Source organism: Pararhodobacter sp. CCB-MM2, assembly GCF_001691415.1.
Taxonomy (GTDB): Bacteria; Pseudomonadota; Alphaproteobacteria; order Rhodobacterales; family Rhodobacteraceae; genus Pararhodobacter.
In genome coordinates this window covers 1-24448 of the sequence record NZ_LRRR01000021.1, presented here as the reverse complement: position 1 = coordinate 24448, position 24448 = coordinate 1, and the positions used below count along the sequence as shown (strand labels likewise).

At 66.7% G+C, this 24448-nt stretch carries 24 protein-coding genes and 1 pseudogene; 13 read left to right on the top strand and 12 right to left on the bottom strand.

From position 1 onward, the window contains the following. Nucleotides 1-36: 36 nt before the first annotated feature. The 4 genes from BCY78_RS17300 to BCY78_RS17285 form a co-directional block, all read right to left on the bottom strand. Nucleotides 37-612 (bottom strand): hypothetical protein, encoded by a 576-nt coding sequence (locus tag BCY78_RS17300; protein ID WP_068304394.1) that lies wholly within the window; start codon nucleotides 610-612, stop codon nucleotides 37-39. 67 nt (nucleotides 613-679) lie between these two features. Further along, nucleotides 680-1621: an aspartate carbamoyltransferase catalytic subunit gene (locus tag BCY78_RS17295; RefSeq protein ID WP_068304392.1), complete on the bottom strand. Its 942-nt coding sequence runs from the start codon at nucleotides 1619-1621 to the stop codon at nucleotides 680-682. A 140-nt stretch (nucleotides 1622-1761) separates the two neighbouring features. Next, a complete protein-coding gene (locus tag BCY78_RS17290; protein ID WP_068304390.1) occupies nucleotides 1762-4278 on the bottom strand; it encodes an ABC transporter permease in 2517 nt (838 codons plus the stop codon). After that, complete coding sequence (locus BCY78_RS17285) at nucleotides 4275-4973, bottom strand: ABC transporter ATP-binding protein (protein WP_068304387.1); 699 nt, start codon at nucleotides 4971-4973, stop codon at nucleotides 4275-4277. The genes BCY78_RS17290 and BCY78_RS17285 overlap by 4 nt, the downstream gene beginning before the upstream one ends. Here BCY78_RS17285 and BCY78_RS17280 point away from each other — a divergent pair. Next, nucleotides 4972-5670: an arylesterase gene (locus BCY78_RS17280; protein WP_068304385.1), complete on the top strand. Its 699-nt coding sequence runs from the start codon at nucleotides 4972-4974 to the stop codon at nucleotides 5668-5670. The two genes, BCY78_RS17285 and BCY78_RS17280, sit on opposite strands and share 2 nt — an antisense overlap. A 3-nt stretch (nucleotides 5671-5673) precedes the next feature. Here the strand turns inward: BCY78_RS17280 and BCY78_RS17275 are convergent, their stop codons facing one another. From BCY78_RS17275 to clpS, 3 genes are read right to left on the bottom strand one after another with little or no spacing between them, the layout of a single operon-like run. Next, nucleotides 5674-6480 (bottom strand): SDR family NAD(P)-dependent oxidoreductase, encoded by an 807-nt coding sequence (locus tag BCY78_RS17275; RefSeq protein WP_068304383.1) that lies wholly within the window; start codon nucleotides 6478-6480, stop codon nucleotides 5674-5676. Further along, nucleotides 6480-7559: a class I SAM-dependent methyltransferase gene (locus BCY78_RS17270; RefSeq protein WP_068304381.1), complete on the bottom strand. Its 1080-nt coding sequence runs from the start codon at nucleotides 7557-7559 to the stop codon at nucleotides 6480-6482. Before BCY78_RS17270 ends, BCY78_RS17275 begins: the two co-directional genes overlap by 1 nt. 19 nt (nucleotides 7560-7578) lie before the next feature. Then, nucleotides 7579-7902 (bottom strand): ATP-dependent Clp protease adapter ClpS, encoded by a 324-nt coding sequence (gene clpS / locus BCY78_RS17265; RefSeq protein WP_068304503.1) that lies wholly within the window; start codon nucleotides 7900-7902, stop codon nucleotides 7579-7581. 173 nt (nucleotides 7903-8075) lie between these two features. On the opposite strand from clpS, the gene BCY78_RS17260 reads away from it, so the two are divergent. Beyond that, on the top strand, nucleotides 8076-8783 hold the full coding sequence (locus BCY78_RS17260; RefSeq protein ID WP_199523175.1) for an HAD family hydrolase: 708 nt from the start codon (nucleotides 8076-8078) through the stop codon (nucleotides 8781-8783). A gap of 172 nt (nucleotides 8784-8955) precedes the next feature. Next, a complete protein-coding gene (locus BCY78_RS25875) occupies nucleotides 8956-10914 on the top strand; it encodes a D-alanyl-D-alanine carboxypeptidase family protein (RefSeq protein WP_233499430.1) in 1959 nt (652 codons plus the stop codon). Between the two features lie 73 nt (nucleotides 10915-10987). Here BCY78_RS25875 and BCY78_RS17250 read toward each other — a convergent pair whose 3' ends face one another. Together BCY78_RS17250 and BCY78_RS25635 are read right to left on the bottom strand one after the other, a co-directional pair. Then, nucleotides 10988-11902, bottom strand: a complete 915-nt coding sequence (locus BCY78_RS17250) for a class I SAM-dependent methyltransferase (protein ID WP_068304376.1) — start codon at nucleotides 11900-11902, stop codon at nucleotides 10988-10990. A gap of 185 nt (nucleotides 11903-12087) precedes the next feature. Then, a complete protein-coding gene (locus BCY78_RS25635) occupies nucleotides 12088-12237 on the bottom strand; it encodes a hypothetical protein (RefSeq protein ID WP_158515950.1) in 150 nt (49 codons plus the stop codon). A gap of 121 nt (nucleotides 12238-12358) precedes the next feature. On the opposite strand from BCY78_RS25635, the gene hemC reads away from it, so the two are divergent. Next, the gene (gene hemC / locus BCY78_RS17245) at nucleotides 12359-13318 is read left to right on the top strand and encodes a hydroxymethylbilane synthase (protein ID WP_068304374.1); all 960 of its coding nucleotides are present in this window, start codon (nucleotides 12359-12361) and stop codon (nucleotides 13316-13318) included. 84 nt (nucleotides 13319-13402) lie between these two features. Here hemC and mnmH read toward each other — a convergent pair whose 3' ends face one another. The 3 genes from mnmH to BCY78_RS17230 all read right to left on the bottom strand — a co-directional run bounded on the left by mnmH (nucleotide 13403) and on the right by BCY78_RS17230 (nucleotide 15816). Continuing rightward, nucleotides 13403-14455, bottom strand: a complete 1053-nt coding sequence (gene mnmH / locus BCY78_RS17240; protein WP_068304372.1) for a tRNA 2-selenouridine(34) synthase MnmH — start codon at nucleotides 14453-14455, stop codon at nucleotides 13403-13405. Between the two features lie 138 nt (nucleotides 14456-14593). Continuing rightward, nucleotides 14594-15532: an alpha/beta fold hydrolase gene (locus BCY78_RS17235; protein ID WP_068304370.1), complete on the bottom strand. Its 939-nt coding sequence runs from the start codon at nucleotides 15530-15532 to the stop codon at nucleotides 14594-14596. Beyond that, a complete protein-coding gene (locus BCY78_RS17230) occupies nucleotides 15532-15816 on the bottom strand; it encodes an SCP2 sterol-binding domain-containing protein (protein ID WP_068304368.1) in 285 nt (94 codons plus the stop codon). The genes BCY78_RS17235 and BCY78_RS17230 overlap by 1 nt, the downstream gene beginning before the upstream one ends. A 162-nt stretch (nucleotides 15817-15978) precedes the next feature. On the opposite strand from BCY78_RS17230, the gene BCY78_RS17225 reads away from it, so the two are divergent. From BCY78_RS17225 to BCY78_RS17190, 9 genes and pseudogenes are all read left to right on the top strand, one after another. Beyond that, nucleotides 15979-16485, top strand: coding sequence for a tetratricopeptide repeat protein (locus tag BCY78_RS17225; RefSeq protein ID WP_233499432.1), 507 nt, complete (start codon nucleotides 15979-15981; stop codon nucleotides 16483-16485). A 42-nt stretch (nucleotides 16486-16527) separates the two neighbouring features. After that, nucleotides 16528-19428: a helicase-related protein gene (locus BCY78_RS17220; protein ID WP_068304365.1), complete on the top strand. Its 2901-nt coding sequence runs from the start codon at nucleotides 16528-16530 to the stop codon at nucleotides 19426-19428. Further along, nucleotides 19425-19841 (top strand): RNA-binding S4 domain-containing protein, encoded by a 417-nt coding sequence (locus tag BCY78_RS17215; protein ID WP_233499429.1) that lies wholly within the window; start codon nucleotides 19425-19427, stop codon nucleotides 19839-19841. The genes BCY78_RS17220 and BCY78_RS17215 overlap by 4 nt, the downstream gene beginning before the upstream one ends. Before the next feature lie 116 nt (nucleotides 19842-19957). Continuing rightward, the gene (fdxA, locus tag BCY78_RS17210; protein WP_068304363.1) at nucleotides 19958-20296 is read left to right on the top strand and encodes a ferredoxin FdxA; all 339 of its coding nucleotides are present in this window, start codon (nucleotides 19958-19960) and stop codon (nucleotides 20294-20296) included. Nucleotides 20297-20562: 266 nt separating this feature from the next. Next, nucleotides 20563-21072 (top strand): CarD family transcriptional regulator, encoded by a 510-nt coding sequence (locus BCY78_RS17205; protein ID WP_068304361.1) that lies wholly within the window; start codon nucleotides 20563-20565, stop codon nucleotides 21070-21072. 101 nt (nucleotides 21073-21173) lie between these two features. Continuing rightward, nucleotides 21174-21842, top strand: a complete 669-nt coding sequence (locus BCY78_RS17200; protein ID WP_068304359.1) for a DUF2726 domain-containing protein — start codon at nucleotides 21174-21176, stop codon at nucleotides 21840-21842. Between the two features lie 57 nt (nucleotides 21843-21899). Further along, entirely contained in the window at nucleotides 21900-22640 is a 741-nt protein-coding gene (locus BCY78_RS17195; protein WP_068304357.1) for a YebC/PmpR family DNA-binding transcriptional regulator, read from the top strand. Nucleotides 22641-22880: 240 nt separating this feature from the next. Further along, nucleotides 22881-23305: pseudogene (locus tag BCY78_RS24720) on the top strand (IS5/IS1182 family transposase); the annotation flags it as partial. A 518-nt stretch (nucleotides 23306-23823) separates the two neighbouring features. Next, nucleotides 23824-24448: hypothetical protein (locus tag BCY78_RS17190; protein ID WP_139103204.1), on the top strand; the 625-nt coding region annotated here is incomplete at its 3' end.

The following is a 24448-nucleotide window of genomic DNA, read 5'->3' as shown; positions in this document are numbered from 1 at the left end:
GCAATGCGATCAGCGTGACCTGCCTTGCCGGGGCAATCAAGCGCCTTCGTCGCGCCGCGCGGTCTTGATGGCGAGGAGGTGATCGTACACCGCCCGCGCCTCATTGCCGATACGCTCGAAGGCGATGTCGACGTCATGGCTGCGGCCGCGCCATTTCTGCCTTTCTGTCGCAAAGATCACCCGGTCGTAGCCGCCGCCCAAGGGGCTGTCCGCATGGATCGGAAAGCTGCGCAGGCTGACATGGCCCAGCCGGTCGGCCTGCGCAATGATCGCGCGGCGGTCGGTGAGGGCATACCGGGTGCGCTGGCGGCGTTTGGCGTCGGCGTAATGGGGCCAGAAGCCGAAGAAGAAGGCGGCGAGGGTGAAGAACACCACGCCGGGCAGGACGGCCAGCGCGACCAGCTGAGGCAACAGCAGGAACACCATGGCGAGGCAGATCACGGCGCCACTGGCAAAGCCGAGGCCCATCACCGTCTCGATCAGGCGCGACCACAGGAACATCAGCCGGCCGTCCGGACGCCCCTGCCACAGCAGGGTCTCGCCGGGTTCCAGCCGGGTCAGCCAAGAGGTGTCGGTCTCTGGCGGCGGAGTGGATGAGAGGGCCTCGGTCATGGCCCGAGGCTAGGGCAGGGCGGTTGCGACGGCAAGCGCCCTGCGTTGGCCCGTGTTAGCCGGCGCGTCAGGCCGCGCGTGCGGCCCGCAGGTTCTGGGCAAGCAGGTCCATCGCCGCCATACGCACCGCGACGCCCATCTCGACCTGCTCTTGAATGACCGAGCGGTTGATGTCGTCGGCGATGGTGCCGTCGATCTCCACACCGCGGTTCATCGGGCCGGGATGCATGACGATGGCGTCCTCCTTGGCGAAGGCCAGCTTCTCGGCATCGAGGCCGTAGCGGTGGTAATATTCGCGCTCGGACGGGATGAAACCGCCATCCATGCGCTCTTTCTGCAGACGCAGCATCATCACCACATCGGCGCCCTCGAGGCCCTTCTTCATGTCGTCGAAGACCTCGCAGCCGAATTCCTGCACGCCCGAGGGCATCAAGGTCGGCGGCGCGATGAGGCGCACGCGGTTCTCCATCTTGCCCAGAAGGATCAGGTTCGAACGGGCCACCCGGCTATGGGCGATGTCGCCGCAGATGGCGATGGTCAGGCGGTGTAGCCGGCCCTTCTTGCGCCGGATGGTCAGCGCGTCGAGCAGCGCCTGTGTCGGATGCTCATGCTTGCCGTCACCGGCGTTCAGCACCGCGCAATTCACCTTCTGGGCCAAAAGGTCCACGGCGCCGGAATTCGGGTGCCGGACGACCAGCAGATCGGGGTGCATCGCGTTCAGGGTCAGCGCCGTGTCGATCAGCGTCTCGCCCTTTTTCACCGAGGAGGACTGCATCGACATGTTCATCACATCCGCCCCAAGCCGTTTGCCGGCCAGCTCGAACGAGGCCTGTGTGCGGGTCGAGTTCTCGAAGAACATGTTGATCTGGGTGAGGCCGCGCAGCACCTCGGAATGCTTGTCGCCCGAGCGGTTCAGCGCGACGTATTCGTCGGCCTTGTCGAGGATGGCGGTGATCTCGATGGGGTGCAGCGGCTCGATCCCGAGCAGATGGCGTTGCGTGAAGGTCATGCCGGGCCCTCCTTGGGATTTGCGCCGGGGTATAGGAAAGGGGCCGCGTCGGAGCAAGCGGAAAGCGGGGTAGGGGGGCTGTCTGCCCCCCTCGCCTTCGGCTCACCCCCCGAGGATATTTCAGGAGCAAAGATGCGGGGTCATTCCTGCGACCTCAGGATCCCGGCCGGGCGGGCAGCGAGAGGGCGCAGGGCGAAGAGGAGGCCCGCGATCAGCACCGCGATCACGCCGCCCAGCACGATGGCCAGCGCGGAGATGGGCTCGAAACGGTAGCTCAGCTCCATCACCTGCGTGAGGATCGCCCAGGCCGCCAGCGCGCCAGCGCCGATGGCGACGAGCCCCGCCGCAGCACCCATCAGCGCCGAGCGCAGGGCGAAGGAGGTCAGGATCCGCGCGCGGGTGGCGCCGAGGGTCTTCAGCACGGCGGCCTCGAAGACACGTGTCCGCTCGCCTGCCGCCGCCGCGCCGATCAGCACGACGAAGCCTGTGGCCAAAGTCGCCAAGGCGGCGATGGAGGTGGCGGCGGCCAATGCGCCGAGGGCCTCGGTCACACGGGTCGCGGCCTCGCGGATCGGGATCGCGGTGACGGCGGGGAAGTCGCGGCCCAACTCGCGCAGGATCTGACCCTCGGTGCCTTCCGGCGCGCGGGCGGTGGCGATGACCGTGTGCGGCGCGCCCTGCAGGGCGGCGGGGTTGAAGGTCATCACGAAGCCGATGCCGCCGGTGCGGAAATCGAGCTCGCGGAAATTGGCGATGGTGCCGGTGATGTCGCGGCCAAGGACGTTGACGGTCACCGTGTCGCCCAGCGAGAGACCCAGCTCGGCACCTTCCTCGGCCCCGAAGGAAATGAGCGGCGGGCCGGCGTAATCCTCGGGCCACCACTCGCCCTGCGTCAGCCGCAGCGCGCCCTGATCCTGCGCATAGGTCAGCCCCCGGTCGCCGCGCAGCACCCAGTGGTTGCCGTACTCGCGGGCTGGGCGGCCGTTGATCTGGCTGATCACCCCGCGCAGCTGAGGCGCGGTCTGGATGTCGTCAACGCCCTCGAACCCGGCCAGCCGCTCGGTGAAGGCGTCAAGCTGGGCGGGCTGGATGTCGAGGAAGAAGAAGGAGGGTGCGCGGTCGGGCATTTCGGTCGAAATGGCGTTGCGCAGATTGGCGTCGATCTGGCCGACGGCGGCCAGAACGCTGAGGCCGAGCCCCAAGGACAGCACCACGGCCACCGCCCCTTCGCGCGGGTTGCCAACCGCGCCCAGGGCCAGCCGCAGGGCGGTGAGCCCCCGCACGGCGCGCGACCTTGCCGAGCGGCGGGCGAGCGCGCGCAGGATCAGGGCCACCACCGCGAGGATCGCCAGCGCGCCGAGGATGCCCACCACCGCCCCCGCCGCCAATTGCCAGGTGCCCGACAGCCACAGCACGGAGCCGATCAAAGCGACTGTGCTGAGCGCCAGCGCCAGCAGGGGCAGGGCGCGGGGCAAGGAGCGGTCATTGCCGGTGCCACGGAAGAGCGCGGCGGCGCGGACCTGCTCGACCCGTGCCAGCGGCCAGAGGGTGAAGACCAAGGCGGTCAGCACGCCGTAAAGTGCCGCCTCGCCAAGAGGTTGCCAGTAGATGCCATTGGCGATGGGCACGGGCAGCGAGCCCGAGGCGAGCGGGACGCCGATCAAGAGCGCGCCAGCCCCTAGCACCAGACCGGCGCCGACCCCGGCAAGGGTCAGCGCGCCGATCTGCAGGAAATAGGTGAGGAATATGATGCGGCCTTCGGCGCCCAAGGTCTTCAGGGTCGCGATCACGCCGGTCTTCGCGTCGAGATAGGCGCGCACCGCCGAGGCGACGCCGATCCCGCCGACGGCGAGGCCCGCGAGGCCGACCAGCACGAGGAAGGCGCCGAGGCGATCAACGAAACGGGCGATCCCGGGCTCGGCGCGCGAGGCGTCGCGCCAGCGGATGCCGGCGTCGTGGAAGGTGTCGATCAGCGAGCGGCGGGTGGTGTCGAGCGTTGCGCCCTCGGGCAGGGTCAGGCGGTACGAGCTGTCATACATCGAGCCCGCGCCGAGGAGGCCTGCGTCTTGCAGTGCGTCCAAGGCCACCAAGGTCCGGGGGCCGAAGCCGAAGGAGGTGCCGACGGTATCGGGCTCGCGCTCGATGGCGGCCATCAAGGCGAAATCCTGCGTGCCGAGGCGCACGACGCCGCCGACCTCAAGGCCCAAACGGTCGATCAGCAGCGGGTCGAGCGCGGCGCCGGGCAGGCCGTCGCGGCCGGCCAGAACCTCGGCGGGAGACATCGGAGGGTCGAATTCGGCCGTGCCGACGAGAGGCCAGTTCGCGTCGATGGCCTTGACCTGCGTCAGCGCGCGCTCGCCGTCGGGCGAGGCGGCCATGGAGCGGAAATCGACGACCTCGGCCCAGGCGGCGCTATTCGCGTCGAGCCAGGCGCGTTCCTCGTCATCCGCGAGTCGGTAGGTCATGCGCAACTCGGCGTCGCCGCCCAGCAGCGCGCGGCCCTCGCGGGCGAGGCCGGCTTCGATGGCCGAGCGGACGGAGCCGACAGCGGCGATGGCACCGACGCCGAGGGCAAGGCAGAGGAGGAAAATGCGGAAGCCGGCGACGCCGCCGCGGAGTTCGCGCCGGGCCAGCCGGGCCGCAACGGAAAGGCTCATTGCGCGGCCTCGGCCATCGACGTCTCGGCGTCGATCAGACCATCACGCAGGGTGACGACCCGGTCGCAGCGGGCGGCGAGTTCGGGGGCGTGGGTGACCAGCACCAAGGTCGCGCCGTGGCGGTCGCGCAGCCCGAAGAGCAGGTCCATGATCGCCTGTCCGTTGGGGCCATCAAGGTTGCCGGTGGGTTCGTCGGCGAGCAGGATCGCCGGACGGGGGGCGGCGGCACGAGCCAGAGCGACACGCTGTTGCTCGCCACCCGACATCTGCGCGGGGTAATGGTGCATGCGCGACCCGAGCCCCACGGCTGTCAGTTCCGCCTCGGCCCGCTCGAAGGCATCCTTGACGCCGGCCAGCTCCAGCGGCGTCGCGACATTCTCCAAGGCGGTCATCGTCGGGATCAGGTGGAAGGACTGGAACACCACGCTCATATTGCCGCGGCGGAAGCGGGCGAGGGCGTCCTCGTTCATCGCCGTCAGGTCATGGCCCAGCGCGGTGACGCTGCCGGCGGTGGCCTTCTCCAAGCCGCCCATCAGCATGAGAAGCGAGGATTTTCCCGATCCCGAAGGCCCGATCAACCCGACCGACTGGCCCCGCTCAACTTCCAGCGAGATGCCCTTCAGGATCTCGACAGGGCCGGCGTTGCCCTGCAAGGTCAGGCGGGCATCCTTCAGGGAAAGAACGGGATCAGGCATGAAAACAATCCTCTTAAGCTCTCGCCGATATGGGGTCTGGCGCGCCGCAGGCAAGCGGCTGGCCCTCGGCGCGGCGGTGGTTTTCACGCTCGGGGCCGGAAATTCCGTCGCCTTTGCCGAAACTTTGACCATCACCGCCTTGGGGGATTCGCTGACACAGGGCTACGGATTGCCGCAGGGCGAGGGGCTGGTACCGCAGCTACAGGCCTGGCTCGACGCACGGGGGCAGGACGTCACGCTGATCAACGCGGGCGTCAGCGGCGACACGACGACGGGCGGCCTCGCGCGGCTCGACTGGACGCTGTCGGACCAGCCGGATGCGATGATCGTGGCCTTGGGGGGCAATGACCTGCTCAGGGGGATCGACCCGGCGCTGAGCCGTCAGAATCTCGAGGCGATCCTTACGCGGCTGGAGGCCGAGGGGATCCCGACGCTGCTCGTCGGCCTGCCGGCACCGGGCAACTACGGCGCTGAGTATCAACAACAATTCGCGGCGATGTATCCGGAACTGGCCGAGGCGCATGGCGCGCTTCTGGTCCCCGATATGATGGCGCCGCTGATGGCCCGCGTGGCTGAGGGTGCGGCGCCCGACAGCGTCATGCAGGGCGACATGATCCACCCCAACCCGACGGGCGTCGGGCTGATCGTCGAGCAACTAGGGCCGATGGTCGAAGAGCTGATCGAGCGCGCGCGCTGAGCGTCAGTGCGCGGCGCGCTGCACGGTGTCCAGAACCGAGCGCCCGCCGTCCAGCGTGACGATCTGCCCGGTCATGAAGGCCGAGGCCGAGGACGACAGGAATTGCGCCAGCTCCGCAACCTCGGAAGCCGTGCCAATCCGGTGCAGGGGCGTGCCCTGAATGATCGCATCGCGGTATTCCGGGTTCTCGGCGATGATGTCGCGCAAGGTCCCCGACATGAGCGACCCCACGGCGACCGCATTGACCCTGATGCCATGCGGTGCCAGCGCGACGCCCATCGAGCGGGTCATCTGTTCCAGCGCGGCGTTGGAGATGGAAAAGCCCAGCAGTTCCGGCTGGGTCCGATGCGCGGCGATGGACGAGATGTTGATGATCGCGCCGGCGCTTTGCGGCTTCTCGTCTTCCTGCTCGGCCTGAAGGATCATCCGGCGGGCGACGGCTTGCGAGGTCCGCAGGGCCACGTTCAGGTTCTGATCCAGCAGCGTCTCGACCGAGGTGTCGGTCGGGTCGAGCATGTCAGTGACGCCGAAGCTGCGGGTTGCGTTGACAAGGATGTCGACCCGATCAAAGGCATCGAGCGCGGTGGACAAAAGGTTCGCCACCGCCAGTTTCTCACGCAGGTCGCCGACGAAGAGGCGGCAATTCTCCTGCGCGGCGAGGTCGTCGCAATTGGCCTTCAGCCGCTTCTCGTTCATGTCCGAGAAAACGACATTCGCGCCCTCGTCGAGGAAATGTCGGGCGATGGCATGGCCAATGCCGGTCGCGGCGCCGGTGATGATCGCGGTCTTCCCTTGGATCGAAAAGCTCATCAGCGTCGTCCTCTGCTATGCGTCACACGGCTGCGCGGCTTGGACGCGGCGTCGGTCTTGCCGGCCCGCAAGGGGGCCTCGGCATGGAACAGCTTGAAGCTGTTGTTGCCCGGCAGCTCCTCATGTTTGCGGAAGCACTCCGCCAGCGTGGTCTCGTAGGGCAGGTGCCGGTTGGCGACGAGGAACAGCTGGCCCGAGGGCTTCAGCATCGCCGCCGCCGCACGGATGAAGGCGGCCCCCAGCTGAGGGCGGGCGTCGCGGCCTTGATGGAAGGGCGGGTTCATGATCACCGCGTCGAGCGGCAGTTTCGGCAACGGTTGCGTCGCATCGGCCCAGTGGAAGACCGCGCGGGGATCGGTGACGTTGATCCGGGCGCAGTCCAGCGCACGGGCATCGGCCTCGATCAGGTGCAGCGCAGCGATGCCGGGCGCTTTGGCCAGCATCTGTGCGGACAGGTAGCCCCATCCGGCGCCCATATCGGCGACGACGCCCTTCAGACCGGCGGGCAGGACGGAGGCCAGCAGCGCCGAGGCCGGGTCGATTCCGTCGGACGAGAACAGGCCAGGCAAGGTGCGATAGACGCGCTCGTGATCGCGGGTCTCGCCGGGCTCGGCGCGCCAATCGGACAGCGCGTCCCCGACCGAATCGAACCACGCGATCTTGCCGTGGCCTTTCGAGATGGCCTCGGACAGCTCGACGCGGCCGCGCAATTCCTTCAGCACCGCCTCGGCGCCGTCGTTCTTCTGCCCGTCCACGACCACCGGCCCTTTGGTCAGCGCCGAGGCCTGCGCGATCAGGTCGCGCGCCTCGGCCCGGCTGCGGGGCAAACAGACCACGACGGCGGCATAGCTTTCGCCGGGCGCGGTGGCGCAGGCGAAGCCTTGCGCCTTGAAGGACGCGTGGTCGGGGGCGTGGGGGGTGACGATCTCCAGCTGTTCCCGCGGCAGCGGCGAGAAGAACTCGCCCATGCGGGGGTGGAGAATGGCGATGGGGCCAGCCTCGGGCAGGGCAAGCCCGGCCTCGACGGCAAGCTCCAGCCGCTGGTGTCGCGGGGCCGGATCACTGGGGGACATGCGCATCAGCGGGCGCGTTGGCGCCCTACTCCTTTTCCAGGGTGCATTGCAGCGGGTGCTGGTGGCGGCGCGCGAAGTCCATGACCTGCGCCACCTTGGTTTCGGCGATCTCGTGGCTGAAGACGCCGACCACGGCAAGCCCCTTCTTGTGGACCGTCAGCATGATTTCGAACGCCTCGGCATGGGTCATGCCGAAGAACCGCTCCAACACATGCACGACGAACTCCATCGGCGTGTAATCGTCGTTGAGCAGCATGACTTTGTACATGGGCGGGCGCTGAGTGCGCGTCCGGGTCTTGAGCGCGAGGCCGGGATCGTCGTCGCCGGGACCATCCTTGCGCTCGGTCATCAGGATCGGGTGAACCATGGGCAATGGGACCTTGCGGTTGTCCTAGGGGCGGAGTGACCCCCGCAGCGGTCTGAGCCGCGATCGGGGCGGCGGTGGGGCCGGGGGGTGACAGATTCGAGTTCCGGGCAGTATATAGCGCCGAAAACGTCCAAGAAAACCCTGACGGGACAAAGGTGACCATGCGTCTGACGACCATCGGGCTCGATGCCGACGACACGCTCTGGCACAACGAGCGCTTCTTCACCCTCACGCACGGCCGTTTTGCCGAGCTTCTGGCCGACCATGCCGAGCGCGATCATCTGGCCGAACGCCTGCTGGAGGCCGAGCGTCGCAACGTCGGTCGCTATGGCTTCGGGATCAAGGGGTTCATGCTGTCGATGATCGAAACCGCCATCGAGGTGACCGAGGGCCGCGTGCCCGGTCACGTCATCGGCCAGATCATCAGCGCGGGGCAGGAGATGCTGCTGCATCCGATCGAATTGCTGCCCGGCGTGCAGGACACGGTCGAGGCGCTGGCCGATCGTCACAAGCTGATCCTGATCACCAAGGGCGATCTTCTGGACCAGGAGCGCAAGCTGGCGCAGTCGGGGCTGGGCGATCTGTTCGATGCCGTCGAGATCGTCAGCCACAAGACGCCCGAGACCTACGCCCGCATCTTCCAGACCCATTCCGAGAGCCCAGAGGCGACGCTGATGGCCGGCAATTCCATGGCCTCGGACGTCCGTCCGCCGATTGAGGCCGGGGCCTGGGGCGTGTTCGTCCCGCATGGTCTGGAATGGGCGCTGGAACGCGCCGAGGAACCTGTGGATCATCCGCGCTATCGGCGGATTTCCACCCTCGCGGAATTGCCGGATTTGATCGACGCGATCAGCGCCATCTGAATGTAGTGGCGCAACCGGTGGGTGAGCCCCAGATTTAGTGGGGTGCTTTAACAACACCGTAAAACACGTTGAAAAGTCCGGGGCTTTTCTTGTCAGACCTTTAATGTTAGCTTGCTACCAGCAGAAATGACGGGGCCGCGATGACGGTTCCGCAGAGGCAGAGGACAGGCACGTGACAACGCAGTATCGGCGTTGGTTCCGCGGCTTTGGTGTTATGGGCATTGTGGTCATGTTGACCGCGCTGACGATGGCTGGGCTGGCGACACGTGCTTCGGCTCAACCCTATGCAGCCGTGCTCATGGACGTGCGAACCGGCGAGATCCTTTCCCAGACGGATAACGCGACAGCGCGCCTTCACCCGGCGTCGCTGACCAAGATGATGACCCTCTACATCGCCTTCGAGGCGCTGGAGAATGGCGAGATCAACGAGGACACTCCGGTCCGGATTTCTCGTCATGCCGCGGCTCAGCCGCCCTCGCGCCTTGGGTTGCGCTCTGGTCAGACCATCGCCTTCCGTTACCTGATCCGCGCCGCGGCCCTACGCTCGGGCAACGATGCCGCCGTGGCCATTGCCGAGGCGCTGGAAGGGTCGGTGTCGGCCTTCGCCGCGCGCATGAACCGCACCGCGCGGGCCATCGGCATGACCCGTACCCATTTCGCCAACCCGCATGGCCTGACCACCGAAGGGCACCTGTCCTCGGCCCGCGACATGGCGATCCTTGGGCGGCAGCTGTATTTCGACCACCCGGATTACTACAACATCTTCTCGCGCATGTCGGACAGCGCCGGAATCGCAACGGTCAACAATACCAACCGCTTGTTCCTCAGCAGCTATCGCGGCGCCGACGGTATCAAGACCGGTTTCACCAACGCCGCGGGCTACAACCTTGCCGCCATGGCCGAGCGTGACGGCGTCCGCCTTCTGGCTGTCGTCTTCGGCGCCCGCTCCTCGCAGGACCGTCTGCGCCGCGTCTCGGGCCTTCTGGACCGGGGCTTCCGCGAGGCGCCTCGACGTGCCGCCGTGCGCCGTCCGGCCCGACCGGATTACGTGCGCGGCGCGGATGACCGCGGCAGCGGGGTTGCTGCCGGACGGACGATTCGCCTACAGACAGCGCCGACCACCTCACGCTTCCCGCGCGCCCGGCCGCTGCCGGGGGCCGAGCCCGCGCCCGAGATGCTGCTCGCCCTGTCCAGCGGTATCGACGAGCTGATCGACGAGATCCGCGAACCCGATCCCGAGGCGGATACCGACGACTCTGGCGTGGCGCAGGGCGTCACCTCGGAAGAGCCGGACGAGACGATCCTCGCCGCGAGCGACCCGGACATGCCCGATGTCGACGCCACCGAGGCCGTGCGCGTTCTGGCCGCCCTGACGGCCTCGCCCCTGCCGCGCCGCCGACCGGCCGGACAGGACGGGCCGGGCGTCGAAGTGGCCCGCGCCGCTGATTCGGGCTTCACCGTGATCGAGCCCGAGCAGCTGGCCGCCCTGACCGGCGAATCCCTCCCGGATGAGGTGACGGGTTCCTCCGAGCCCTCGCTTGCCGCAAGCCTCGTGCAGACGGCCGTCGCCGCGGCCACCGAATCGACCTTGGGCGCCATCGGGACCGCCCCGTCGCTGGCCGCGCCAATGGAATCGCAGGCCGCGCCGGTCATCGCCGTCGCCCCGCCGGTGCCGTCGATCGAGCCGGTCGCCTCTGATCTGACGGTCGATGATTCGGGCCGCATCCTGTGGCGCGATGAGGAATTGCTCCACGCCCTCGATGCCGAGAACCCCGAGGAGCCGATCCTGCCGCCGGTCATCGTGCTGACAAGCGCCGACGATGGCGCCGACGAGCCCCACACCGCTCCCGCGCCCGAGATCGTCACCAGCGTCTCGACCTCCGGCGGGCGTCTGTGGCGGGTCGAACTGGGCCGCTTCCACACCTCTTTCGCAGCCGAGCGCGTGCTTCTGGGTGTCGCGCTGCAAGAAGCCGCCACCCTGGGCCGGGGTGTACGCTCCATCGCCACACGGGGCGGGCGCTTCGTGGCCGAGGTCAACTCGCTGACGCAAGAGGAGGCCGAGCTGGCCTGCCTGCGGCTGGTGGCCCGCGATGCACAATGCGAGGCGGTCGGACCCAGCGACGCCGGTTAATCCCCCTCACCGCAAACGAAAAAAACGCCCGCGCAAGCGGGCGTTTTTTCATTCTAGGCAAACGTTTGTCGGCTCAGTTCCGGGTGCAGAGCACACGCACGGAATCGTATTTCTTCTCCGGCGCGGCCATCGCCGTTCGGGCCAGCAGCCGGGCCGAGTGACGCACCTGCCGGTCCACATCCGCCTGCGTGACGGCGCGGCCCTCCATGGTGGCGACGATCCGGGCTTCGTCGAGGATCCAGTCCGGCATGAACTGGCGCACATAACCCCGATACAGCACGGCCTGCACCTTCAGCCCGGCCGCTTCGGCACAGGCGCGCAGGCTGTCCGGCGTGAAGAAGTTCAGATGGCGCGGCACGTCCAGCCAGCGCCAGCTGTCACCCATCATCTTCGCGCCCTCGCAGGCGTTGTTGGGCACCTCGACCGACATCACGCCGGTGTCGGTCAGCAGGCTGCCGGCATTCTTCAGCGCCAGCACCGGGTCGATCGTGTGCTCCAGCACATGCGCGAAGACGATGGCGTCGTAGCGACGGTCCAGCACCGCGTCCGGCAAGGCCTCGGCCGTGCCTTCGCGGACATCGAGGCCATTGGCCCGCGCCAGCTTGGTCGCCGCGGGGTCAGGCTCGACGCCGATCACGCGCTGCACATGCGGAGCGATGGTCAGCATCCGGTCGCCATTGCCGCAGCCGATCTCCAGCCCCTCGCGCGCGCCCTGCGGGATGACCGAGCGCCACCATTCGGACGTCGGCTCGGCCCCGTTCTCGAAGCGATAGGCGATGGAGCCCAAGACGCGCTGCAGCTTGCCGGGGCGCAGGGCCTCTTCCTCGGCGCGGATCTCGGCGCGGTTGATATGGGTGTAGTAGGTCTCGACCTCGTAGAAGGCGCCGACCTCCTCCGGGGTGGGACGGGGATGGATCTGGCCGTAGCGATGATCCGGTGTCCACCAGATCGTCCATTGGCGCGGGTCGGACGGGCGCCGCCAGTCCATGGCCAAGGGGCGCGCGGGCTGCAACGGGGCCGCGGTGAACGGGCAGGTTGGCGAGGCAGAAGCGGCTCCAGCCATCAAGTTTTTCGTCCCTGAGAGGTCTTTCATCAGCCGCGTCCCTATCCTGCGTCAGGGTCGTGGTGCGCCTCGTTTGGGGCGAGAAAAGGGCGCCCTCAGGGAAAATACCCTCAAATCGCACCCGAAAACAGCGTCTGATGCGGGTTTGCCGGGCTTTCCGGCGCATCGAGGGCCGTGACGGCCCCGGCCAGCATCAGGGCCAAGGCGACGGCAGACCACAGGCGCAGGGCGTTCAGGCGGGGTTTGGCATAGAGCGGCATGGCGTGTCTCCGGGCTGGATGGGCGGGGCTTTCCCATGGGTCGCTGCGCGGGGCGGGGCGGTTCAATCGCCGCGACATCGCGGGCGTTGCGCGGGGCTGCGCGCTGGTCTAGGCAAGCGGCATGACCGTGACCCCTCCCACCCCCGCCGAACCCCCGAAGATCGGCACCCGCGGCTCGCCGCTGGCGCTGGCCCAGGCCCATGAGACCCGCGCCCGGCTGATGGCCGCCTTCGACCTGCCCGAGCAGGCCTTCGAGGTGGTGGTCATCAAGACCACGGGCGACGACCGCGCCATGATCGAGGCCGACCGGCCTCTGAAGGAGATCGGCAACAAGGGCCTGTTCACCCGCGAGATCGAGGAGCAGATGCTCGATGGTCGCATCGACATCGCCGTGCATTCCTCGAAGGACATGCCGGTCGAGCAGCCCGAGGGGTTGATGATCGACTGCTTCCTCCCGCGGGAGGATGTGCGCGATGCTTTCGTATCGCCCAGCGTCGCGCGCCTGATGGATCTGGCGCCGGGGCAGGTGGTGGGGACCTCGTCCCTGCGTCGTCGCGCCCAGCTGCTCTATCGCCGGCCCGATCTGAAGGTCGTCGACTTCCGCGGCAATGTGCAGACCCGCCTGCGCAAGCTGTCCGAAGGCGTGGCGGATTGCACCTTCCTCGCCATGGCCGGTCTGAACCGCCTCGGCATGGCCGATGTCGCCAGCTCGGCGATTGCCCCGGAGGAGATGCTCCCCGCCGTCGCCCAAGGCGCGATCTGCATCGAGCGTCGGGCCGCGGATGAACGGGCCGAGGCGATGCTGGCTACGATTCACCACGCCGCCACCGGCTACCGGCTGGAGGCCGAACGCGCCTTCCTGCGCATGCTGGATGGCTCCTGCGAGACCCCGATTGCGGGCCTTGCGGTGATTGAAGGTGACGAGATCTGGCTGCGCGGCGAGATCCTGCGCCCGGACGGCTCGGAGTCGCTGACCGACGAGGGGCGCGCCGCCATCACCGATGCCGCCGAGCTTGGCGCGGACCTTGCGCGACGTCTTCTGTCGCGCGCACCGGCCGGTTTCTTCAGCTGGCGCGGCTAAGGCCAGACAAATCGCCGAAGTAGGAAAAGTGAAACCCCGGCCGCAGTCGCGCCGGGATTTCTGCATTCTCATGTTGGAAAAGTCTTAGCGTAGGTAGTCCGTGATCTGCTGGGCCAAGCCCTGTTGAGCGGCGTCATCCAAGGTCTCCGCATGGAAGCTGGCGATGGCGGGCTTGTCCTGACGCAGCTTGGTCCGGGCATAGCGCGGGTCGTAATGCTCTTCCATCAACCGCGCGGCCAGCGGGGCGAAATCCGCCTGTTCGGCCATCCCCTGCCATTCGGCGATGGTCTCGCGTGACTGGAAGGGCTGAAGCGCGGCGATACGGCGCTGCAGCTCGGCGGGGTCGGCGGTGATATCGGCATAGGCTCGGGTCAGCCATGTGGCACGGGCCTCGACGGGCGCGTCGATCTCGATCCTCGGCGCCGCCTGCATCGCCTGCCACAGGGCGGGGGGGATGCGCAGGGCGCCGATCCGGTTCGACTCGGCCTCGACCAGAACCGGGCGCGTCGGGTCCATCCGTGCCAGCGCCACGGCCAAGGCACTCTCGAACCCTTTCTGTGCTGGCTGAGTGTCGCCCGGCACCAGCCCGAACAGACTGCCGCGATGACGCGCCAACCCCTCGAGGTCGATGACCTGACCGCCCAGAGCCGCGACCTTGTGCAGGATCGCGGTCTTTGCCGTCCCGGTATTGCCGTCCAGCACCAGAATGGGCGCGGGGCAGGGCGCCTCGTAGAGCGCCTGCTGCACCAGCCGCCGCCAGCTGCGCCAGCCACCCTCGACGACACCGACGCGCCAGCCGATCTGGCCATAGATCATGGCGATGGAATTGGACCGCATGCCGCCGCGCCAGCAATAGACCAGCGGGCGATAATCGGCGGGCTTGTCGGCGAGGTAGGTCTCCAGATGCCGTGCGGCGTTCTTGGCCACCAGCGCCGCCCCCATCCGCCGGGCGAGGAACCGGCTCTCCTGCACATAGACCGTGCCGACCCGCGCGCGCTCGTCATTGTCGAGGGACGGAAGGTTCACCGCGCCCGGCACATGATCCTCGGCGAATTCGCCGGGCGAGCGGACGTCGATCACCTCGTCATAGGGCAAGGCGAAAAGGTCGGAGACGGAGGAGAGGGTCACGCGCTGCATGCCTTCGACTTATCCGCCTGCACGCTCGCTGCCTAGCCCTGCCCGCGCGCCGGTTCGCCGCCTTATCATCTTTGATCCAGAAATATCCTCGGGGGGTGAGCCGAAGGCGAGGGGGGCAGACAGCCCCCCTTATCTGTCCTAACTGCTGTAACGGTCGAACAGGACTACGACACGCGACAGGAAGTCCGCGCGGATCTCCTTACGCTCCATCAGCAATTCGTGCCGCCCGCCGGGGTATTCGGCGAACTCGACGCCCGGCCAGCGCCCCACCCGGTCGCGGATGGCGCTCGGATTGACGATCGCCTCGTCGTCGCCCAACCCGAACAGGGCCGGCACGGCAGGCGAGGGCAGGGCGGCCAGTTCGGCCATCTCGCGCAAAGCCGCCCCCATCCAGCGCAGGGACGGCCCGCCCAGTCCAAAGCGAGGCTCGGCGAGGATCTGGGCCTTCATCCGGGCGTATTGCTCGGGATCGGTGGTCAGGTTGTTGCCCTCGAACCCCATCGTCGCGATGCCGAAATTCGGCCCGGTCGTCGGCGCATAGCGGCGATCCAGCCCGAAGGGGCGGGCCAGCCCCGCGACCAGCTTCAGCGCTTTCAACTGGCCGGGATCATTGGCCAGCCCCAGCATCGGCGCGCTGAAGGCGGCGGCGGGGGGCGTGAGGCCGCGCATCAACCCACGGGTGGCGATGCAGCCGCCCATGGAATGCGCAAGCCAGGGCTTGGGGCCGGGGGCCAGTGTCTCGGCAGCGGCCAGCGCGGCATCCAGATCCAGCTGGAACTCGGCGAAATCGCCGACATGGCCCAGCAGCCCGTCGTCGAAGGCGCGGTCCGCCAGACCCTGTCCGCGCCAGTCGATGACGAAAGCGCCCCAGCCAGCGGCGGCAAGGTCGCGCACGACCAGCCCGTATTTCTCGATGTATTCCGTGCGGCCGGGCAGGATCATCACATGACCCTTGCCCCCCGCCGGCATGGCCCAGAAGGCCAGCCGCGTCTTCACCCCGTCCGCCGCCGCCAGCCAGAAGGCCCGCCCGTGATCGGGCGCCCCGCATTCCGACAGCGGCGCGACGGGCAGGTCCATCAGCCCAGCACCGAGGCCAGCTTCATCGCGTCCGACATCGAGCCGTCGATCTTCAGCTTGCCCTGCATGAAGGCCATGGTCGGGTTCACGTCGCCCGACAGCATGCCCTCGAAGGTCTCGGCCGAGGCGGTGAGGGTGACGTCGGTTTCCTCGTCGCCGGCGCGCACGCCCGACTGGGCGAGGACGATCGCGCCCTCGTCTTCGATGACGAATTTGGCCGAGCCGTCGAAGCTGGAAACCTTGGCGGAAAGGGCCTCGACGGCCTGATCGATGATGCTGCTCATGGTGTGTGTCCTGAACGTGATGGCAATGGCGTGATGCGCGTCCCTCGGACCCCTCGCTTTTCGCCGCGGGCGCGTTATCTTGGGACTATGAAGCAGGCGCGTTTCTTCCTCAATCCTGTCGTGGCGGCATCTTTGACGTTAACGTCACTTTTGTCTCCCTTGGTGCTGTCACCGGCGCCCACGCTGGCCCAGGAGGTCAGTGTCGAGGACCTTCTGGATGAACTGGCAAACCCCGACGAAGCCGGCTGGATGCGGCTGGAGCGCCAGATCCTGCGCCGTTGGGGACAATCGGGCTCGCCGACCATCGATTACCTGTTCCAGCGGGGCGAAGAGGCCCTGCAGGCCGGTCGCGCCGACATTGCCATCGACCATTTCAGTGCCGTTCTGGATTATGCCCCCGATTTCGCCGAGGCGTGGAACGGTCGGGCGACGGCCTATTACCTCGCCAACCGGATGGGGCAGTCGCTGTCGGATATCGAGCAGGTGCTGCGGCTCAATCCGCATCATTTCGGGGCGCTGGCCGGGATGGGGATGATCCTCGAATCGCTCGACCGGCCGCAGCAAGCGCTGGAGGCCTATCAGGCCTCGTTGGCGATCCATCCCCATCAGCAGGCGGTGATGGACGCGGTCAACCGGCTTGAGCTTGCCTCGGCCGGACAGTCGCTTTAGGTCCGTCACAGACGCAGACCGCGCGTTTCACAAGGCAGTACGATGAGCACGAAAAGCCGGGTCACGGCCGTTCTGGGCCCCACCAACACCGGCAAGACGCATTACGCGATCGAGCGGATGCTCAGCCATCGCACGGGGGTGATCGGCCTGCCGCTGCGCCTGCTGGCGCGCGAGGTCTATGACCGCATCGTCGCCCTGCGCGGGCCCTCGGTCGTGGCGCTGGTCACGGGCGAGGAGCGGATCGTCCCTGAACGCACGCAATATTGGGTCTGCACCACCGAGGCGATGCCCTTGGAGATCGGCGCGGATTTCGTCGCCATCGATGAGATCCAGCTCTGCGCTGACCCGGACCGGGGCCACGTCTTCACCGACCGGCTGCTGCATGCGCGGGGGCTGCATGAGACGCTGTTCCTCGGCTCGGACACGATGCGCAGCGCCATCGCGGCGATGGTTCCGGGCGTACAATTCGTCCGGCGTGAGCGGATGTCGGTGTTGTCCTATGCCGGCTCGAAGAAGATCGCGCGGATGCCGACGCGCTCGGCCATCGTCGCCTTCAGCGTCGAGAACGTCTACGCCATTGCCGAGTTGATCCGCCGCCAGAAAGGCGGCTGCGCGATTGTCATGGGCGCGCTCAGCCCCCGGACCCGCAACGCGCAGGTCGATCTCTACCAGAACGGCGATGTGGATTATCTGGTGGCCACGGATGCCATCGGCATGGGCCTGAACCTCGATATCCGGCATGTCGCCTTTGCCGGCACGTCGAAGTTCGACGGCCGCCGGATGCGGATGCTCAACCCGGATGAGCTGGCGCAGATCGCGGGGCGGGCAGGGCGGCACACGGCGGCCGGTACCTTCGGCGTCACCGGCGAGGCGCGTCCGCTGCATCCCGAAGTCGTCGAGGCCATCGAGAACCACCAGTTCCTGCCAGTGCGCAAGCTGCAATGGCGCAATGCGCGGCTGGAATTCGGCTCGATCGACCGGCTGATCGGCTCGCTGGAGCATCCGACCCGCGACGAATGGCTGACCCGCGTGCGCGAGGCCGACGACCTGATGGCGCTGAAAAGCCTCGCCGCGATGCCCGAGGTGACGGCCCGTCTGCGCAACCCGCGCGACGTGCGGCTGTTGTGGGACGTGTGCCGAATCCCCGATTTCCGCGGCATCAGTCATACCGAACATTCGACATTGCTCGCCCGGTTGCACGAATTCCTGCATGATGGCGGGCGAATCCCCACCGATTGGCTGGCAAAATCGATCAAACGCATTGATCGGACCGAAGGGGACATCGATACTTTGTCCCGGCGTCTGGCCTTCATCCGGACATGGACTTACGTTGCACAGCGCGCGGGCTGGGTTGATGACGAAAGTCATTGGCGCGGCGAAACTCGCGCGGTAGAAGACCGCCTGTCGGATGCGCTTCACGCGCGACTGACCGCAGCATTTGTCGACCGGCGCACCTCTGTGTTGCTGCGCCGGTTGAAACAGAAGGAGAGCCTTGTGGCCGAGGTGAATGACAAGGGTGAAGTGACGGTGGAAGGCGAGTTCATCGGCCGTCTGGAAGGGTTCCGTTTCCGCCAGGACAAGACCGCATCGCCGGACGAAGCGAAGACGCTTCATCAGGCGGCTGTGGCCGCGCTGGCGCCGGCGTTCAACCTGCGCGCCGACAAGTTCTACAATGCGCCCGACACCGAGATGGACTTCACCGAGCAAGGTGGCCTGATGTGGGGTTCGGAAGCCGTCGGCAAGCTGATCGCCGGCCCGGACGCCCTGCGCCCGCAGGTGCAGGCTTTCGTCGACGAGGAAGCCGGTCCCGATGTCGCTGAAAAGGTGCGTCGTCGCCTCCAGCATTTCATCGACCGCAAGGTCGCCGCGCTGTTCGAGCCGCTGGCGAACCTGCAACGCGATGAAAGCCTGACCGGCCTGCCGCGTGGCTTCGCCTTCCGTCTCGTCGAGGCGCTGGGCGTGCTGCCGCGCGACGGCGTGGCCGACGAGGTCAAGGCGCTCGATCAGGACTCGCGCGGCGCGCTGCGCAAGCATGGCGTGCGCTTCGGTCAGTTCACCATCTTCCTGCCGGCCCTGCTGAAGCCCGCGCCGACGCGTCTGCGTCTGGTGCTGTGGTCGCTGGCCGAGGGGCTGGACACCTTCCCGGAAAGCCCGCCCCCCGGTCTGGTCACCATCCCGAATATCGAAGATGTGCCGGCCCAGCATTACACCCTGTCGGGCTTCCGTCCGGCTGGCTCGCGCGCGATCCGCATCGACATGCTGGAGCGTCTGGCGGACCTGCTGCGCACTAAAGACGCGCGCGCCGGTTTCGAAGCCACGCCCGAGATGCTGTCGATCACCGGCATGACGCTGGAGCAATTCGCGGATCTGATGCAGGGCCTCGGCTATGCCGCCGAGAAGGGCGAGCGAGCCAAGACCCGTCCGGCCGCCGGTCTGGAAGCCTCGGCCGAGGATATCGCCGCCAAGGCGCAGACCGAAGCCGATGCCTCGCATATCGCGACCCCGGCTGAGGACGCTCCGGCTGACGAAGCGCCCGCCGCTGAGGCCGAGGCTCCGGCTGAGGCCGCCGCACCGGCCGCCGAAGAGCTCGAGTCGTTCTACACCTTCCGCTGGGCCCCGCGTCCGCGCAACAACCGCGGCGAGGGTCGTGACGGCCAGCGCCGTGGCGGTGGTCCGCGTCGCGACGGTCAGCAGGCCGAGGGCGAGCGTGGCCCGCGTGAGAAGCGTGACGGCGACCGTCCGCGCCGCGATGGCAAGGGCGGCGGCGACCGTCCTGACCGGGGTGGCAAGGGTGGCAAGCCGCAGGGCAAGGGCGGTCCCAAGGGGGGCAAGCGCGATCAACAGCCGCGCAGCTTCACCTCGGGGCCTGAGCGCAAGCGGGACCGGATCGATCCGGACAATCCCTTCGCCGCCGCTCTGATGGGGCTCAAGGACAAGCAGTGACCGCTGCTGATCGGAACAAGGACACCGGCCCTTCGCCTCTTGGCGAGGGGCCGATCCGTTTGGACAAGTGGCTGTGGCACGCGCGGTTCTTCAAGTCGCGCAGTCTTGCGGCATCGGCCTGTGGCGGCCCGATCCGTCTGAACGGCAACCCGGTCGCCAAGCCCTCGCAGGCGGTCCGGGCCGGGGATGTGATCACCTTCCTGCAGGGCCGTCAGGTCCGCGTGGTAAAGGTGCTGGCACCCGGTCTTCGCCGCGGTCCCGCGCCCGAGGCGCAGGCGCTGTACGAAGATCTCTCGCCCCCGCCCGTGCCCTCGCCGGCCGAGGCAGGCGAGCCCCGCGCCGAGGCCGGTGGCCGGCCTACGGGGAAGGCACGTCGGCAGATGGATGCCCTCAAAGGCGACGGTCCCCTCTGAGCGGTAAGTTTCCGGACCTGCCGGGGCGATTTACCGCTGGCCCGTGGCTTGATTGATCGCAGCAACAGCGTTAAGTCCGCTGCGAAGCCGAACCGGATACCAGAGCGAGCCCCGCCATGACCTATGTCGTGACCGACAACTGCATTGCCTGCAAATACACCGATTGCGTCGAGGTCTGCCCGGTCGACTGTTTCTACGAGGGCGAGAACTTCCTCGCCATCCACCCCGACGAATGCATCGACTGCGGCGTCTGCGAGCCGGAATGCCCGGCCGACGCGATCCGTCCCGACACCGAGCCGGGGTTGGAAAACTGGGTCGAGCTGAACCGCAAATACGCCGAACTCTGGCCGGTCATCACCCAGCGTCGTGACCCGCTGCCCGAGGCCTCGGACCGCGACGGTGAGGCTGACAAGCTGACCAAATATTTCTCGGAAGCGCCCGGCGAGGGCAGCTGAGCCGAGACTACCCGTTCGGGTGGCAAGGATTGGCCGAGAGGGCCGAAATCGGGTTGCGCCGCTGCGTCGCGACCCATTCGGCTCTTTGATTCGGGCCCGATTCGTGTTACAAGACTGCCACAACAATGATCTGCCCGGCATCCGCAGTGCTGCTCGCCTGTGCGATGTTTTTTTTGGCTTCAATGATGTGATCCGGCGGGAAACAGCTGTTTCCCGTGGGGTTTTTGTCGCCTGAAAAGCTGGGCTCAACTCGAGGAAGCTGTAGCATGAGCAAAACCCGCAAGGCTGAATTCCGTCCTAACGAGTTCGTGGTCTATCCGGCGCATGGCGTCGGCCAGATCGTGTCCATCGAGGAGCGTGAAATCGCCGGGATGCAGCTCGAACTCTTCGTCATCTCGTTCGAAAAGGACAAGATGACCCTGCGCGTGCCCACCGACAAGGCGACCGCCGTCGGCATGCGGTCGCTCTCGACCCCGGACGTGGTGTCGAAGGCGCTGCAGACGCTGAAGGGCAAGGCCCGCGTGAAGCGCGCCATGTGGTCGCGCCGCGCGCAGGAATACGAGCAGAAGATCAATTCCGGCGACCTGCTCGCCATCGCCGAAGTGGTGCGCGACCTGCACCGCACCGACGACCAGCGTGAGCAATCCTACTCGGAGCGTCAGCTCTACGAAGCCGCGCTCGAGCGCCTGACCCGCGAAGTCGCGGCCGTTTCGGGCATCGACGAGGCCGGCGCCGCCAAGCAGGTGGACGAGGTTCTGGTCGCCCGCGCGGCCTGATCCTTTCGAAGACCGACAGTTTGCGAACCCCGGGCCTCGGCTCGGGGTTTTCGCTTTCTGGTGGTCGCAATTTTGCCGAAATCGCGCGGCATTTCCGGGGCATGGAACGTATCAGTGTCTCGACCGGTCAGGGTCTCTTCGATTTCTCAAACCCGCTCCTAAGCGCGATTTGGACCCATAGCGGGCCCACGTTGATCCTGATGGGCGGGATCGTGCTGGCCCTCTCCTTTCTGCTATCGCTGCTGAAGCGCATCCTCGGTGTTCGGGGGCAGGGGCGTCCGCGGGGCCGCGCCAACGGCGTGCACGAATTCACGCCCGGCAATTTCACGGTCAAGTCGCTGGTGAACAAATCGGAACGCCGGCTGCACCGGGATCTGACGGATCTGGTGCCTGCCGTGTTCTCGCCTCAGGCGCGCTTGCACACGCAGGTGAGCCTCGGTGCGATCCTCTATGCGCAGGACGCGCGGGATTGGCACACGATCCGGGGGAAGTATGTCGATTTTCTCGTCACCAGCGGCAGCTTCGAACCCCTGTGCGTGATCGAATATCAAGGGACCGGGCATTTCGGCCACGACCGTGACTCGGCCCGCGATGCGCGACGTCGCGATTGGGAGAAGCGGCGGGCCTTGCGGCTGGCCAATCTGCCCCTGATCGAGGTGCCGGCCGAATACGATCGCGCGCTGCTGGTCGATCTGCTCGGCGATGTGACGGGACGGCGTCCCGCCGGACTTGCCCGCAACGAGAGCGCGGACTTGCCAGCCGAGGCCTGACTGCATTATAGCCAACGGCAATCCCGAAGACCCCGATACGAAGACCCGGAGCATCCCATGGCAGGCCATTCCAAATGGGCCAACATCCAGCATCGCAAGGGCCGGCAGGACGCCGCGCGCTCGAAGCTGTTCTCGAAATTCTCCAAGGAGATCACCGTCGCCGCCAAGATGGGCGACCCTGATCCCGACAAGAACCCGCGCCTGCGTCTGGCCATCAAGGAAGCCAAGTCGCAGTCGATGCCCAAGGACAACATCGAACGCGCGATCAAGAAGGCCGTGGGCGGCGATGCCGACGCCTATGAGGAAATCCGCTACGAGGGCTATGGCCCGAACGGCGTGGCGGTGATCGTCGAGACCATGACCGACAACCGCAACCGGACCGCCTCGAACGTGCGCTCGACCTTCACCAAGAACGGCGGCAACCTGGGCGAGACCGGCTCGGTGGGCTTCATGTTCGACCGCATGGGTCAGATCATCTACCCGGCCTCGGTCGGCGATGCGGATGCTGTCATGGAAGCCGCCATCGAGGCCGGCGCCGAGGACGTGGAAAGCAGCGAAGACGGCCATGTGATCTGGTGCGCTTTCGAGGACGTCAACGAGGTCTCGACCGCGCTTGAAGCGGCGCTGGGCGAATCCGAGTCGACCAAGCTGGTCTGGAAGCCGCAGACCACCACCGAGCTCGATCTCGACGGCATGCAGAAGCTGATGAAGCTGATCGACGCGCTGGAAGACGACGACGACGTGCAGAACGTCACCGCCAATTTCGAAGCCTCGGACGAGGTCATGGCCGCCCTCTGAGGCGCCCGTCAGCGATCGGAACAGGGGCCCTTTGCGGGCCCCTTTTTCATGGGTTCGTTAGAGCGTAAATCAGCTCTGGCCGGCTGCCCTCTCCTTCGAAGCCGATGAAGAAGTTCTTGAGCCATTGCCGGCAGGTTCTGACACCCTTCGGGCCGGTCACACCTGAGCGGGCCATTGCCGGACCAAAGACCTTCGCAGCGACAGGCCCTGATCTCAGCGCCTCCCGCGCCGCAGCCCTGGCAGATCCCGGCGCACGAGCAGATCGGCAGCGTTACCGCCGACGGTGCCTACGACACCCGCAGAGGCCACGATGCCATCGCTGACCACGGCGCCCACGCGTTCGGACGCTCTCTCGAACCGAAGGCGTTCGTGTCCTCACTCCGCCCCGCAAGAGCGCCAGACCGTGGAAGACAGTCACCGCCGGCGCGGTCGCACGAAACGAAGCACTGCGGGCATCGAAAGACCTCGGTCGTGCCGTCTGGCGACGATGGAGCGGATGCCACCGCCGAAGCCGCGTCGAGACGAAGATGCACTGCGTGAAGCTTCTGGCGCAGCGCCTCATCGCAAGGGACGTCGACCGACAGGTCGCCGAGCTTCAGGTCCACATCGCCATTCTGAACGGCGACACGGCGCTCGGCATCCCGGTCACAAATGCCATGGGATAGGTCTGTCCGGGCAAAGGGGAACCCCGGCCATCAGCTCTTTTGCGCAACAGAGCCGAGCGAACTCGTAAACGCGGACACAGGGGAGCAGGTCAGCTATATTCCCATTGTGTTCACGAAGGGTGGTAGCCGCTGTGGGCGTGCCACAATCAACGGAACGCACTGAAATCATTGAAAGCGTATGATCCATGGCTCAGTGTATCCCGCCCAAGCAATTTCAATGAGTTACCCGGAAAGGTGTACCACGGTTCCTGCCGATCGTTTCAAACCACTCGTGCCATTGCAATCAACGGCACAGACGAAGAAACTTAAGAGCCCGGGCCGTTTCTCGACCACGCAAGTTCAGCCTAACAAGTTCGCACAGGTCACGCCGTTGATGCTCAACTCCAACCGTACCTGCGAACGAAAACGCCCTCTGGTCGGGAAAAGCTTGCCTCGTGGGCCGTCTCAGGTGATGTTGGTTGACGTCGCAATTTCGCGTCTGAAGTGTATGTTCGGGATAAGTGTGTAAGAGGTTCGACATGGCATTCGGCGGTTTCGGTTTGGTCCGGGGAACGACCTGCGCGCTCGTCATGGGGTTAGGCACATCGGCCAGCGCGCAGCACGGCGGCCATGATGATCACGGATATGCCATTCTGCACACGGCGCCGATGTCGGAGGTCTGGTCTGCCTTTTTGGAATCCTGCTCAAATTTCGTGACCGATCCCGAAGCCTACGTCGAAGCGCACACACGTCCCGATCCAACGGCGGAACAGGTCGTGCATCGGACGCAGGATGGCGGCATCGTCATGGCCAGCCGCACGACCCATAGCGGCGTCTGGCACATGATGGAGCTGGTCGATACGTCAGTGCGGCGCCGCGCCGTTTGCCAAGTGCAGTCGGAGCCCGAGGTCGAGTCTTTCTTCGACCACACGCGCTATCACCAGCTGATGACAGACGGCGATGCCGAACTTCGGGCGATGGTGGCAGAGGCCGGCGGCTCCATCGTGGGTGGCTCAATGCCACTGCTCGATATCGGGGCCTCGCATGACTTCCCCGAGATCCCCGGTGCCGAATTTTATACCTATGCCTACGCAATCGAATTGGACTTCGCCGGCGAGACGCGGCTGGTCCATGCCGGCATCAATGGCGGCGCCCTTTCGCTGA

Excerpts from the sequence above, each read along its gene's own strand:
- BCY78_RS17300 (WP_068304394.1), bottom strand. The coding sequence starts at position 612 with ATGACCGAGGCCCTCTCATCCACTCCGCCGCCAGAGACCGACACCTCT.
- BCY78_RS17295 (WP_068304392.1), bottom strand. The coding sequence starts at position 1,621 with ATGACCTTCACGCAACGCCATCTGCTCGGGATCGAGCCGCTGCACCCC.
- BCY78_RS17290 (WP_068304390.1), bottom strand. The coding sequence starts at position 4,278 with ATGAGCCTTTCCGTTGCGGCCCGGCTGGCCCGGCGCGAACTCCGCGGC.
- BCY78_RS17280 (WP_068304385.1), top strand. The coding sequence starts at position 4,972 with ATGAAAACAATCCTCTTAAGCTCTCGCCGATATGGGGTCTGGCGCGCC.
- BCY78_RS17285 (WP_068304387.1), bottom strand. The coding sequence starts at position 4,973 with ATGCCTGATCCCGTTCTTTCCCTGAAGGATGCCCGCCTGACCTTGCAG.
- BCY78_RS17275 (WP_068304383.1), bottom strand. The coding sequence starts at position 6,480 with ATGAGCTTTTCGATCCAAGGGAAGACCGCGATCATCACCGGCGCCGCG.
- BCY78_RS17270 (WP_068304381.1), bottom strand. The coding sequence starts at position 7,559 with ATGCGCATGTCCCCCAGTGATCCGGCCCCGCGACACCAGCGGCTGGAG.
- clpS (WP_068304503.1), bottom strand. The coding sequence starts at position 7,902 with ATGACCGAGCGCAAGGATGGTCCCGGCGACGACGATCCCGGCCTCGCG.
- BCY78_RS17250 (WP_068304376.1), bottom strand. The coding sequence starts at position 11,902 with ATGGACTGGCGGCGCCCGTCCGACCCGCGCCAATGGACGATCTGGTGG.
- BCY78_RS25635 (WP_158515950.1), bottom strand. The coding sequence starts at position 12,237 with ATGCCGCTCTATGCCAAACCCCGCCTGAACGCCCTGCGCCTGTGGTCT.
- hemC (WP_068304374.1), top strand. The coding sequence starts at position 12,359 with ATGACCGTGACCCCTCCCACCCCCGCCGAACCCCCGAAGATCGGCACC.
- mnmH (WP_068304372.1), bottom strand. The coding sequence starts at position 14,455 with ATGCAGCGCGTGACCCTCTCCTCCGTCTCCGACCTTTTCGCCTTGCCC.
- BCY78_RS17235 (WP_068304370.1), bottom strand. The coding sequence starts at position 15,532 with ATGGACCTGCCCGTCGCGCCGCTGTCGGAATGCGGGGCGCCCGATCAC.
- BCY78_RS17230 (WP_068304368.1), bottom strand. The coding sequence starts at position 15,816 with ATGAGCAGCATCATCGATCAGGCCGTCGAGGCCCTTTCCGCCAAGGTT.
- BCY78_RS17220 (WP_068304365.1), top strand. The coding sequence starts at position 16,528 with ATGAGCACGAAAAGCCGGGTCACGGCCGTTCTGGGCCCCACCAACACC.
- fdxA (WP_068304363.1), top strand. The coding sequence starts at position 19,958 with ATGACCTATGTCGTGACCGACAACTGCATTGCCTGCAAATACACCGAT.
- BCY78_RS17205 (WP_068304361.1), top strand. The coding sequence starts at position 20,563 with ATGAGCAAAACCCGCAAGGCTGAATTCCGTCCTAACGAGTTCGTGGTC.
- BCY78_RS17200 (WP_068304359.1), top strand. The coding sequence starts at position 21,174 with ATGGAACGTATCAGTGTCTCGACCGGTCAGGGTCTCTTCGATTTCTCA.
- BCY78_RS17195 (WP_068304357.1), top strand. The coding sequence starts at position 21,900 with ATGGCAGGCCATTCCAAATGGGCCAACATCCAGCATCGCAAGGGCCGG.